We start from the raw sequence: 13,348 nt of genomic DNA, 5'->3' as shown, positions 1-13,348 counted from the left end.
GTGGTTAATAACCTTTATTGACTACTTAATTGACTAAGCCAACGTCGTAACAGATTAAGAGACGCCTGAAGGCGATAATCAGCCGTAGAACGTTGATCGTCAATTGGATGAATGATTTTTCCATACAAGGTTATTACTTCTTCGATAAAACTTGGGTCTGAAAGTTGCTCGACGGGTAGCCCAGCAAATAGAGACTCAAGTTGACGACTGCGAACCACTGTCGGACCAACCGCACCAAAAGCGATACGACAATCAACTAATTTGCCTTCTTTAACGTTTGCTAACCCTGCAACCGAAAGCTTAGTCAGTGCATTTGCAGCACGGGTACCAACCTTATGGTAGAACGTGACGGGAAAATCAGCTTGCGGAATAATGATATGAGTGAGCATCTCATTTTGCCTAAGCTGGGTCCGTCCCGGAGCAATGATGAAGTCTTCAAGTTCTATTTCACGCACCTCTTGAACAGACGACAGCACGACACGTGCATCTAACAGGTATAAAGCAGGCAGTGTATCTGCGGCGGGTGAAGCATTGCAGATATTACCCGCCATAGTGGCGCGATTACGAAGAGCAGGCGCGGCTATTTTGGCCGCACTTTGACGTAATATATCGGGCACCATGGGGTGTTTTTCAATCTCGTTTAATGTCACCCCTGCGCCGATAACCAGTGCGGTTTTTACATCACCGTTCGAATGAGCGCCATCGCGAGTTTTAGTAATATGCTTTAGCTCTTGGATTGCATCGACAAAAACGACATCCCGATTAAAACTCGGCGTCATTCCCGGTCTGACGCTGTGTTGTACCATGAGATCAGTACCACCAGAAAAGAGCGTATGGCAACCAACCGCAAGCCTATCCAATGCCTGCTCTAAAGTGTCCGGACGATATGCTTCTACCATAACCCTTCTCCTCTTTCGCTGGCAATTTTCGCGGCGTCAACAATCATCCCGTACCCTGTGCAACGGCAAAGGTTACCTGATATCGCTGTCCGAATCTCCAGCTCGTTCGGATGGGCGTTGGATTCAAGTAAAGCATATAACGCAAGCACCATACCCGGAGTACAAAATCCGCACTGTACACCTTTTGCTTCAAGAAGCGCATTGATAACACACAATCCTTTTTCCGTTTTGCGCAGCCCTTCCAGTGTCATCAACTGACCACCATCGGCTTGACCAATGGGCATCATGCAAGCGTTGACCAGATCGCCATTAAACAGTATTGAACACGCGCCACACTCCCCTTCACCGCAGCCTTCTTTGGTCGCCATGTGACTGAGGTTGATACGCAGTGTATGCAGTATTGATTGCAGGGGATCCGCTTCCACTTCGACCAACTCATCATTTAAATAGAATCTGATCTTCATTTTGCCTTACCTCCGCCAGTGGTATTCTGTACTCGTTCACTTTGATAAATCGCCTGGCATATTTTCTCTGGTGTGACGGGTATTGATGACAAGCGTTCGCCAATAGCGGATTCTACTGCCGCTGAAAATGCGGCCGCACCGCCATTATGGGTTAACTCCCCTCCCCCTTTAGCACCATTTGGTCCGTAAGGGTAAGGGTTATCAACTAGGTCGCTTTCAATCGACGGCACATCCAACGCCGTTGGAATGACATAATCAGCCATTGTTTTTTGAGCGAAAACACCTCCGTCATTTAGCTCCATTTTCTCACAACTGCCATAACCAAGCGCCTGCACTAAACCTCCGTCAATCTGGCCCTTGAAAACGGCTGGATCAATCGCATGGCCAATATCGTATACTGCCCAAGCACCGAGAATATCTGTTTCGCCGGTAGCCATATCGACCTCAACCTCAACAATATTCATACCGTAGCTTGTTGCTTGATACGCATTGCCCTGATAAGTATTTTGATCCCAAACGTGGTAGTCCGGCTTGCGGTACACCTCTTCGATTTCCAGAGGTTCACCTTCGTGCCAATTATCTCTTATTTTTTTGGCCGCCTTCTCCAACAAATAACCAACAATCAAGATTGACCGAGACGCGACCGTTGGGCCAGAATCCGGCACAATGCCAGTATCTGGCACCGCTAATTGAATCGTGTCCAATGGTTTGTTTAAGGTATCGGCGACAATCTTACGGAATGTCAGGCTTAAGCCTTGCCCGATATCAGTGTTAGATGCGAGGATTTGAATAGTACCGTCCGCCAATTTGAGAAGACGTACTTTTGCGCGTACCAGCGTATCTTCTAAATCTCCAGCAAAACCACAACCGTGCTGGAACACGGCCAGTCCAATTCCTTTTCGTTTTTCGTTATCTAGCCCTTGTCTCTGAGCTCGCTCATTTGACAGAATCGTATTCGCGTCAGTCTTGTTGTTATAGTCTGATAAGTTCAGTATCCGCTCCAACATTTGATCCAACACTAATTCGCCGAAAATAGCCGCGCCAGTCAAGGTGGTCGAGTCTGATTTTAGGAAATGTCGATGCTTGAAAGCCATTGGGTCTTCGCCAATCTGCTTGGCGATATGATTCATATGGGTTTCCATACAGAAGCACGTCTGTGGTGAACCAAAGCCACGAAATGCACCTGTTGGCACGGTGTTCGTTGTCCAAGCATGTCCTTCTACGCGAACGTTAGGGATATCGTAAACATTGGTCGCCGTTGTAAGGGAACGCTGTAAAACAATGCCAGAAAGGCTAAGGTAAGCACCTGAATTAATATCAAAGTTGAGTTCCATAGCAACAATATTGCCATCGGCATCAATTCCGGTTTTGTAGTGAAATTCTACCGGGTGTCGCTTAGACGTGAATTGAATGTCTTCGCTACGCTCCAGTACGATTCGAATAGGTTGTTGCAATTTTTCAACCGCGACAGCCAGTGGCCCAGCCAAGACATCAGGATAATCTTCTTTACCACCAAACCCACCACCCGTCGGGCATTGAATAGCACGAACGTTATCATGGCCAAGTAGTACCGCCATACAGTGATGAACATAAAAAGGACACTGCATCGAGCCCTCTATAACAATTTTTCCATCCTTTGGATAGCCAACACAGCCTTGTGTTTCCAGATAGATATGCTCTTGATAACCCGTACTGCACGTCTCTTCAATAATGGTCACTGCACGGGAAAACCCCTCTTCAACATCGCCCTTTGTTAGCGTGTGCCTATCAAGCACGTTGTCCGTTGAGTGAATCGCACCATCGATAAGCGCTTTAGATTGCTCTATCGTATACGCCGGTTTTAACGGCGTGTAATCAACCTTAATTTTATTCAGTAACGTCTCTATCACATCTGGATTTGGACCAACCAAAAGATAGATAACCTGACCAACATACCGCACTTCAGTGCAAGCAAACGCTGGCCAATCTATTTCTACTATAGGAAGCGCATTTTGTCCCGGAACATCATCAGCACCAAATAAATGGTAGCCTTCTGGTAGTTCCGGAAGTTCGACCGATTTAATAACCCCTCTGGGGCAAGAAGAGCGGAAAAACCGCCCCTCTAAAAGTCCCGGGTAATGACGGTCGGCAATATACTTAGCTTCACCAGTGGCTTCTTCCCACTTGAATCGAGTATTAACCGTATCCATATCGAGATCTCACATTAGTCTAATCGATCCATTGTTTTCCAAAGGCGTTGCGCTACTTTGCGTGCTTCTGCATAGATAGGCGCAATATCGAATGGGAATGCTCGATCTTCATACACAAATCGGCCTTCAACGATAACACTGTTGACGTTGCCCGCATTGATACCAAAAGCAATATGTCCTGGCAGGTTATCGGCCACAAATGGCGTTGGACTGGTGTAATCGAGAATCGTTAAATCTGCTTTATTTCCTGGGTCCAGACGACCAAACTTAGCCCCAAAGTTACGTGCAAGAATTTCGTTACCATTCCATAGATTACGTGTAAAGCTATCTGGCCATAAAGGGCCACCAGCATCACGATGTTTGAAGAAAGCAAATTTAAGTTCTTCAAACATATCTGCACCAATACCATCGGTTCCCAAAGCTACATTCTTAAAGCGAGTTAGTTTGCTGTTGTAACCTACATTATTGTTCATGTTAGAACGGGCGTTGTGTACTAAGAAACCGTCTTTCGCATTCAAGATATCAATGTCTCGGTCAGACAGGAATAGACCATGTGCCAAAAGTGTTTTTTCATTGATTAGGCCAAAACTGTCCAAACGTTCAACAATATCCTGACTGTAATGATGATGACTATGAGTGACGTCGTAGCGATCTTCTGCGACATGAATGTGGACACCACGTCCCGTAGCCTTAACAGCTTCAGACATCATGGAGAGACCTTCATCCGTCACCGTAAATGGGGCATGTGCACCAATATGCGATTCTACAAGATACGGTTCTTCCCCTTTCGCTTTAGCGCTGTCAATCAGTTGAGCAAAGGCAATATTTTCCTCAACTCCGGCCATCATTTCTTTCATGCCACCATTACGATCAGTCGTCTCATAGCAAGTCATTCCGCGCAAGCCCGCTTTTAAGAAACCGCTGCGCAATGTCTTCAACGAACCGGCGATATAGTTTGGCGAAGCGTGGTGATCAATCACCGAAGAGCAGCCATTCTTAATCGCTTCCAATGAACAAATCAGGCCGCTGTAATACAGCGCTTCTTCATCCAAAGCTCGATCCATACGCCACCAAAGATTTTTCAGAATCGAAATAAAATCTGGACTTGGTTTGATATCGGCCATAATGCCGCGAGCAAGACCCGAATAAAAGTGGTTGTGCGAGCATACAATGCCCGGCATGACCAATTTCCCATTCATCTCTTTTACCGTCGCGCCGGGGTAATTACCCGCCAGATTTGAACCGATCGCTTTGATAACGCCGCCATCAAGTACGATATCAACGCTTTCCTTAATCAGTGCAGGCTCTAATTGCACCGCCGTTGCATTTTTTAGTATTAACATTCCTGACTCCTAACCTATAAATCAACGCTGCCAAGCAAATAATTATGATGCGCATGAACGTAGCTAATCATTGTCGCTTCATCCGTCATCGACACAGGCATATCCAGTTCACTCTCGTTATTAATGCTAAAGGTATATGTCTCACCTTTTGAGCGAACTAATACTTCCTTACCCTCTACGTAGAAGCCTTCATTGGTACTGTTTGCAAAGTCATCGCGTAGATTAAATATGGTGAATTTGTCTTTGTAAGGCTTGCTATCCCAAGGGCAGAACTGAGCACAGTTACCACATTCGTTACAGTAAGCGTCTAGGTGCAATGTTTGGTATTGGTCTTTGAACCCTGGAATAGGCAAAGATATATTGGCTCGGTTAGGGCATACGTCTACACACTTACTACAGATGTAATTACATTCCAGACAACGACTTGCTTCTTGCTCTATGAAGCTTTCGCGGTCGGATTCTTCAAGTTCGTTAACGTTGATCATCTGAACTTGAATATCACCTTTACGCGCATATATCGCCTCGACCTTAACCTCTGATGAAACATCGGCTAGGCTCTCTGATTTCGATTCTCGGGCCAATATCGTTGTCGCAGTTTTCCGGCCACTGGAGATAGCAGAAACGATAGATGACGGTCCTGTATGGGCATCACCCATTAAGAAGACATTCTCTACGCCTGTTTCACAGCTTTCTTCGTCAACAATAGGCCAGCCATTTTCACCCATTGGAATACCAATACGGCCAAGTGCATCTCGGTTTGACTGTTCGCCTACAGCGGTAATGAGCGCATCCACCTGAAGCTCAATGGTCTCTTGTGTGGCAACTGGGCGACGACGACCTTTCTCATCAGGCTCTCCCAATTCCATAACACGAGCGGTTAGCTTGCCATCGGCATCGAACTGTTCCGGATTAGTGAGGAACATAAACTGAACGCCATCTTCAACCGCTTCTTCATACTCTTCTTTGTAGGCGGGCATTTCGGCAATTGTACGGCGGTACAGTATGGTTACCTTCTGAACGCCATCAACTTTAAGAGCGGCACGAGCACTGTCCATCGCCGTGTTTCCTGCACCAATAACCGCAACATGACTTCCAAGCTCCAGTTTTTCACCGTCATTGAACTGACGTAGAAATTCTAGCGACTTATAGATATTGCTATTGTCACCTGCAAGCGAAATAGGGTTGCCTTTATCCGCTCCTATTCCTAAACAGATATATTTGAAACCACTCGATTTTAGTGCATCCAAGTCTAAATTCGGGTTGCAACCGTATTCAATATGAACACCATGAGCGGTAACAAAATCAATATCGTGTTGAATCACTTCTGCCGGAATTCGGAATTGCGGAATGATATTCGTCACCACACCGCCCGCATTTTTCTCTTTCTCAAATATGGTTACTGGATGACCAGCTCGCGCCATAAAGTAGGCCGCGGACAAACCAGCAGGACCGGCTCCGATAACCGCGACAGGGAATTTTTCGCTATCTAAATCAGGTTCATGCCACTTGGCTTTATAGCTTTCCCAACCTTTATCAAGTGCGATTTTCTTCATTTCACGAATGTTCAATGCCCCTTCGTAGTCACGACGGGTACAGTTGTACTGGCATTGATGATCACAGATATGTCCGGTAATGGCAGGCAAAGCGTTACGAGAATAAATAACCTCTAATGCTTCGGTGTACTTTTGCTCACCCAACAGACGAATGTACTCGGGAATATCTTGGCTAATAGGACAAGCAGTGACACAAGGTGCAATATAGCAATCGGTCAAAGGCAGCGCTTTTTTGACACTGATTTCTTCTGGTCCACGCCACTCTTTTTGTACGTAATCTGCGACCAGTGATTTTGCCGCTAATGCTTCAAGTTTCACGAGATCAACTTTTTGCATTCCCCATTCATCACTGGTTTCTAGCTCTTTCGCACAGTCAGTTAAGCGAAGATAACCACCAGGCTTCAGCAAGTCAGTTGCCATTGTGATTGGGCGAATACCCGTTTCAAAAATCTCCTTAATATTAAATTTGCTAGCACCACCGGAATACGAAATAGGCAATGTTCCGTCGAATTCTCGAGAAAGTTCAAGGGCGACGTTAACAGACAGTGGGAACAAAGCTCGGCCAGACATATACATCTCTTTGTCGGGTAAACGTCCCTTACGATTTAGCGTGCCAAGGGTGTTGGTTAGCTTAACGCCAAATCCGATATTTTTTGCTTTGCCTAATTCGACCAAACGATGAAGCATTGCTTTCGCGTCTTCTATCTGCAAGTCGTGACCGAATGACTCTTCGCTTAACGCAATATAGTCGAATCCGGCGTTATCTAATATTTCACGAACACGTTTAAAGCCTAATAAAGTAGGGTTCAGTTTCACAAACGTGTTGATGCCCTTCTCTTCGATCATATATTGACAGATCGCTTCTATCTCATGTGGTGGGCAACCATGCATAGTAGATAATGTGACACCACGCGTCAGTTGAGGTGTAATCGTCTCAGTAAGCTGATTAAGGCGTGTTGAACTAAACTCGTTAGCAAAATCTGATTTCGCGATAAAACGATTCAATTCATCGATATATGCAGCGAAATTTTCATGCGTACTTGAATCAAGCATGTCATGGATATATTTCTGCATTGGTGCTGTTTGGATCCCAGCAAGGTCGTAGCCCACACTCATATTAAAGACAAAAGATTTTGCTTCGCCTTCTAATCGTGGAGCAAAAACTTCTTCCAATAGATGCAATGCAATCCACGCTTTAAGATATTCGTCATACGCTTTTATTAAAGTGAATTCGGTTGACCATTCGGTGTTAAAACACTCATCTTCTGCGTCGATACAGGGTTTAGCGATTTCCAACGTATCAAGCTTTTGAACGGTCTTCAGTTCCATGAAACGACCACCCGCTAACCAAGAGCAGATAATATTCTGCGCCAATTGAGTATGCGGGCCGGCCGCCGGCCCGACGGGTGTTTCACAATTCTCACCCCAAACAGAAAGATCTTTGTTGCTCTCCTTGCGATAAAATTGCTTTGCTGGAATCCCAAAAATCGACTGGCTTTCCTTATACTCGCTAAAGATACGATTAAGAAGCTCGCCGAACGGAACGGGACGCATGATGTCTCCCATGATAAATCTCCTTGATGCTATAATTGCTTGTTTGGTTACAGCCAGTACATTTCGTAATGCAATGTGTGGGGCTAAAATATGTCGGTCTCAAAGTGATAGGTCGAAAAAAATCAACCAACTATATTTATTAAAGAGCAACTACTGAGCCAGATATTAAAATCGAGATCATCAAGTCGATTGTTCTAAGTTAAATTCGTGACAGAGGTCGAAACTAAGGTCCATTGTGTGAGCGCACGCACCTGAAGGTAAAGCGTTTAATAATGAACAAGATAAGTCGGAAATGATTATGATTCTTAGTCAAGGTAAAATACCTATCAAATTAATAAATAACTATCACTTTGATACCGTTTATTTTGATAGGTATTATCAGAAACAGAAACGTTAAAAAATTGTTTAATATAGAAAGGTGAAATGTAATTTATTCTCAATAACAAAATAGGTTCAAATAAACAGTCTAGATTTTTACACAATACAATTATTAGCTGGTGATAGTGACTTATTATCATTTTGATAAAAATTCACTATCAACTCTCATAATGATACTAATAAAATTGGACATGGTGAAGTCAATCAGCTTCAACGCCGACAAAGCGCGTCATAGGCATCTTGTGTGTCAATATCGAACAATATTTCTAACTCCTTCATTCCTACATATTTCACTTCGCCACTCTGAATCAATTTTTTCATCTTACTGTCCAAAGGAGCATTGGCTATCTCAGCCGCCATAGAATAGCAGAGCAAAACCGGGTGGCCCGGGGCTTTAACTGTGCCCGGAAAGACAGTGTGTTGACCACGTTCATTCCACACCCTCTGATAAATATCAGCAGAAATACATGGCATATCGCCATGACATATAAAGAAATTGTCCGTTTCGACTTGTTTAACACCATGTTGAATAGAGCCAAACATCCCCTGTTCAAACCCCGGGTTTACCACCACAACTATATTGCTGTTGCTCTGATAGCGTTGGGCTAATTCACCACCGCGGTGACCCACGACAAGTATTACTCGAGTGCAAAAGCCAAGTGCATTTTCGATACTTTCATCAAGGATTGTATGGTGAAGGTAAGGTAGCATCATCTTCCAGCGTCCCATTCGAGATGACAGGCCAGCAGCAGGCATCACACAGTCTACGTGTTGACGTTGAACCATTATATTACCCATTTGTTAACATTAATCTCATTATTAGGAGGCCATATGACGTTGGAATTTGACGACCACGAACTGCATTTTTTACCATTTAAGGCCTCCGCATCAAGGCCGCTTGTTATTTCACTAGTAGGGGGTGGTGGTAAAACATCAACGGTGTTTTGGCTTGCCAATCAATTCAAGCAGAAAGGTCATCATGTTTTTGTTAGCACAACAACAAAAATGTATTTACCAGAAAATGAACAAGCTGATAATTTTATTAACCTCCACGACACCAACGAACAACTAATAACATACCAGCACTTGAATTTATTAGAGCCAAGTATCACTTTTTGTTATAAAAATAAAATTAAAACAGATAATAAAAATGACAAAATTAAAGTGTCGGGTGTCACAAGTCAATTTATTGATAATTTAAAAAATGACTCACCTTTCACAGTTTTTATTATTGAGTCAGATGGTGCTAAACGTTTGCCAATAAAGGCACCTAATAGGCATGAGCCTTGCATCCCGAATACTTCGGATATAGTTATCGGTGTCACTGGTGCAGAAATTATTCATACTCGGGCGAACCCCGAGAGAATTCATCGATGGGACACGTTTTCTGCACTGACCCAATGCTTGGATGGCGAACTCATAGACCACCGAGTACTGGGAAACTTGATTGAACATCAACATGGAATGTTTAAGCACGCTCCCAAAGATGCCATCAAAATTTGGTTGATAAACAAGCTGGATCTGGCCACTGATTACGACAAAACAATCACGTTAGCCAATAAAATTATCAGCCAAACCTCAACACTTGATGCCATCTGGCTTGCGACGATGAACAGTCATACCCCGATTAAAGACGTACTGACGAGAAACTCGCCCATAAAGCGCTCGTCATGAAAACTGAGGTCATGATTAATGAACATTTTTGCAAGAGCAGCACAATTAGAAGAACAAAACGTTCCATTTGCACTAGCAAGTATCATTGAAACACGTGGGTCAGCACCGCGTCATTCTGGACAGATGATTGTTAAAACCGATGGCACTATTATAGGCACCGTTGGTGGCGGCATGATAGAACGCTATGTGATTGAACAATCATTAGAAGCGATGTCGGAAAGAAAAGCTCGAGTAGTCAAAGGTCGAATGACGCAATCAGGTCCTGAAGCGATGGGAATGGATTGTGGAGGTTCGATGAGTGTGTTCATTGATGTGTATGGCCTTCGCCCTAGCCTTTTGTTAATTGGCGGCGGTCATGTCAATCGAGCGGTCGCGCATGCGGCGCATGTACTCGGTTTTGATATTACGGTTGCTGACGCGTACGAAGATAGCCTTGCAGAAGAACATTTCCCAGAGGGTACAAAATGCATCCTTGGTAAGAGCATGGAAGATGCTATCGATAAATTGAACATTACCGAAGAGAGTTTCGTGGTTATCGCCACGAACCACCAAGACAAAGATGCCATCTCAAAGATCGTGAGTCGTGATACTCGATATACCGGCCTTATGGCAAGTCGTCGCAAGGTCCAGACTCTGTTTAATCACCTTAGAACATGTAATGTAAGCGAAGAACACATTCAAGCAATACACTCTCCTATCGGGTTTAATATTGGCGCGGAAACCCCAGACGAAATTGCCATCAGTATCATGGCTGAAATTCTAAAGGTTAAGCATCAGTCTGCTGGCGGGTTAATGAAAGATGATCCCCGTATTAATCGCAATAGGTTGGTTCTCATTCGAGGTGCGGGAGATATTGCTACGGGAGTCGCCATTCGCCTAAAAAATTCAGGGTTTAAAGTCGTCATGACGGATATTTCACAACCCACAGTAATACGCTGCACTGTCTCTTTCGCCCAATGCTTGTACGGTGAACCTTCGACAGTGGAAGGGGTTACCGCTAGAAAAGCAAACAACTGTAAAGACGTATATAAGATAATCAACGACAACGAAATCGCCGTTATGGTTGATGAAGAGTGCTGCTCTATCGACAAACTAAAACCAACCTTTGTGGTCGATGCGATTCTCGCGAAACGTAATCTAGGCACTCGCCGTGATATGGCGCCAGTCACCATCGCGCTGGGCCCTGGTTTTACGGCTGGTGAAGATTGCGACGCGGTAATAGAAACCAATCGCGGCCATTACCTAGGCCGAATTATCTATAACGGTGTCACTCAAGCCAATACGGGCATTCCGGGCAATATTGCCGGTTATACTCACCAGAGAGTCATGCGCGCAAGCAATGATGGTGTTATGCATAATCATGTCAAACTGGGTGATATTGTAGAAGAAGGGGATGTCATCGCTCATGTTGGTGACAACCCAGTCATCGCGCCATTGAGCGGAATGGTTCGAGGGTTACTGAATGAAGGACTCACGGTCACTGAAGGGTTTAAAATCGGCGATATTGACCCTCGAGGAATCGAATCCGATTATACAACGGTGTCAGATAAAGCCAGAGCCATTGGCGGTAGTGTGTTAGAAGCGATGCTTCACCTAGAACATACTGAATTGAGTTAATCTTTCAGCGTCAGTTTGTTTTAATAACCCATTAATGAACTTCAATAAACCACTCCTGTAAGAGTAATGCTGTTCACCTAAGAGATCAAACTCCGTCATCCTCACGAAAACCAACGTCATCCCCATGAAAATGGGGATCTAAACCCACACAGATTCCCGTTTTCACGGGAATGACGATGACAACTTTGTCTTAAATGATCGGCATTAACTCCTGTATGAGTGGTTTATTAATGGGTGGTAACTCAAACTACCTTTTAAAACATACGAATTCTTTGCGCCATAAACCTATCGATTATGTGAACTGTATTTCTTTAATACCTTCTATTAATTTATTGGGTAGCTTGCGATATGCTAAGACAATAGAGCGTGTTATTGGTCTGTCCAAGACAATCGAAATATACTTTAAATCATCATCTTGCTGGATGTATGACTCTGGTATTACTGCTACCCCTAACCCTAGTTTTACTAAGCCTTGTAGTTGCAAATCGTGGATAGCTTTACCCTTGTAAATAATAGATATGTTCTTCTCATTGATAAGACGTTCAAATGCTTTCCGATTGGTACAATAAGGTCTCTCAATGAACTTGAGGCCTTCAAGCGAATTGAGACTGACTTCTTCGTTTTTCGCTAATGGATGGTCTCGACACACAACGAGTTTATAGCCTTCCTGACGAAGTATTTTAAACTCAAATTGCGACGGTAATCGTTCTTCATCAATGATGGCAATTTGCGCTTGCTCAATAGAATCTGCGATAGACAAGTTAATATCTAATGACACATTTCTTATCGATTCAATAATACCAAAATAATATTCAATGTTGATATCTGGTTGTATATATATATGTAGTTCAATACTACTATCGGGTATAAAGGCAGCCTTTAATTGTTGGCTTTGCAATAACAGATCAGAAGCTAGCTTGTAGAGCTTGTGCCCCTCTTTTGTTGGTTTAATACCTTGTTTATTACGCTCAAAAACTATCACCCCTAAATTTGTTTCTAACGATTTTATAGCATGAGTAATCGACGGTTGTGAGATGTAACATCGCGATGCTGCTGCAGTAATAGACCCTTCTTCATAGGCGGCCAAAAAGTAATGGAGTGGTTTTATCTCTATCATATAATTTATCTATGGATAGTAAATATAATCAATATTATATCTATATAAGAAAAATTGCTACTTTTGTGTCTACAGATAATACAAAAATTCATTTAACAAGGTCATCTCGTATGGCGACTAAGGAAGGGAACCAGAATATGCTCGATCGTCACAGTGATATTGCAATCCATCAAGTATTAAACCGATTTGAGAAAGGAGATTTAACATTGCTAGAACTCATCGCCGACGATATTAATCTTCGAATAGACCACTATAAAGATGATGCAGATATTGATTGGCAACGATGTGACAATAAAGAGGGCTTTATCAAAGTATTAACTCGCTTAGGCACAGAAATTTTTCCTAAGGGAACGACAATTACAGGACTGAAATCAGATACACTAGGGAATGGATGGTATGTAACAACATTTGATCAATCATTTTGGTATGGCTTGGCTGAAGAAACGGTTGAGAGCCGAACGTATATTGTTTCTCATGAATTAGATGGTCAACTAGATTATTTTCGTGAGAATGTAGGCACACTTCAATATAAAACTGTAGATTAGCTTGTGAAATGCGAA

At 43.5% G+C, this 13,348-nt stretch carries 10 protein-coding genes; 3 read left to right on the top strand and 7 right to left on the bottom strand.

Going from position 1 to position 13,348, the window contains the following annotated elements; translation table 11 throughout:
- Nucleotides 1-14: 14 nt before the first annotated feature.
- The 6 genes from AACW90_RS02165 to mocA form a co-directional block, all read right to left on the bottom strand.
- Nucleotides 15-899 carry an FAD binding domain-containing protein gene (locus tag AACW90_RS02165; RefSeq protein ID WP_390230117.1) on the bottom strand — a complete coding sequence of 295 codons (885 nt, stop codon included), beginning with the start codon at nucleotides 897-899 and terminating at the stop codon, nucleotides 15-17.
- The gene (locus tag AACW90_RS02160; RefSeq protein WP_390230114.1) at nucleotides 893-1,363 is read right to left on the bottom strand and encodes a (2Fe-2S)-binding protein; all 471 of its coding nucleotides are present in this window, start codon (nucleotides 1,361-1,363) and stop codon (nucleotides 893-895) included. Before AACW90_RS02160 ends, AACW90_RS02165 begins: the two co-directional genes overlap by 7 nt.
- The gene (locus AACW90_RS02155; protein ID WP_390230112.1) at nucleotides 1,360-3,552 is read right to left on the bottom strand and encodes a xanthine dehydrogenase family protein molybdopterin-binding subunit; all 2,193 of its coding nucleotides are present in this window, start codon (nucleotides 3,550-3,552) and stop codon (nucleotides 1,360-1,362) included. The genes AACW90_RS02160 and AACW90_RS02155 overlap by 4 nt, the downstream gene beginning before the upstream one ends.
- A 14-nt stretch (nucleotides 3,553-3,566) precedes the next feature.
- A complete protein-coding gene (gene ssnA, locus AACW90_RS02150; RefSeq protein ID WP_390230109.1) occupies nucleotides 3,567-4,895 on the bottom strand; it encodes a putative aminohydrolase SsnA in 1,329 nt (442 codons plus the stop codon).
- Nucleotides 4,896-4,909: 14 nt separating this feature from the next.
- Entirely contained in the window at nucleotides 4,910-8,014 is a 3,105-nt protein-coding gene (gene ygfK / locus AACW90_RS02145) for a putative selenate reductase subunit YgfK (protein ID WP_390230106.1), read from the bottom strand.
- A gap of 576 nt (nucleotides 8,015-8,590) precedes the next feature.
- A complete protein-coding gene (mocA, locus tag AACW90_RS02140; RefSeq protein ID WP_390230104.1) occupies nucleotides 8,591-9,166 on the bottom strand; it encodes a molybdenum cofactor cytidylyltransferase in 576 nt (191 codons plus the stop codon).
- Nucleotides 9,167-9,217: 51 nt separating this feature from the next.
- Between mocA and yqeC the strand changes: the two genes are divergently transcribed.
- Entirely contained in the window at nucleotides 9,218-10,054 is an 837-nt protein-coding gene (gene yqeC / locus AACW90_RS02135; RefSeq protein WP_390230101.1) for a selenium cofactor biosynthesis protein YqeC, read from the top strand.
- Nucleotides 10,055-10,072: 18 nt separating this feature from the next.
- A complete protein-coding gene (yqeB, locus tag AACW90_RS02130; RefSeq protein ID WP_390230099.1) occupies nucleotides 10,073-11,671 on the top strand; it encodes a selenium-dependent molybdenum cofactor biosynthesis protein YqeB in 1,599 nt (532 codons plus the stop codon).
- Between the two features lie 292 nt (nucleotides 11,672-11,963).
- Here yqeB and AACW90_RS02125 read toward each other — a convergent pair whose 3' ends face one another.
- Nucleotides 11,964-12,788, bottom strand: coding sequence for a LysR family transcriptional regulator (locus AACW90_RS02125; protein ID WP_390230096.1), 825 nt, complete (start codon nucleotides 12,786-12,788; stop codon nucleotides 11,964-11,966).
- A 110-nt stretch (nucleotides 12,789-12,898) separates the two neighbouring features.
- Between AACW90_RS02125 and AACW90_RS02120 the strand changes: the two genes are divergently transcribed.
- A complete protein-coding gene (locus AACW90_RS02120; protein ID WP_390230094.1) occupies nucleotides 12,899-13,333 on the top strand; it encodes a hypothetical protein in 435 nt (144 codons plus the stop codon).
- Nucleotides 13,334-13,348 lie beyond the last annotated feature (15 nt).

This window comes from Vibrio frigidus, from assembly GCF_042465995.1.
GTDB lineage: Bacteria > Pseudomonadota > Gammaproteobacteria > Enterobacterales > Vibrionaceae > Vibrio.
This window is presented reverse-complemented; position numbering and strand designations above follow the sequence as displayed.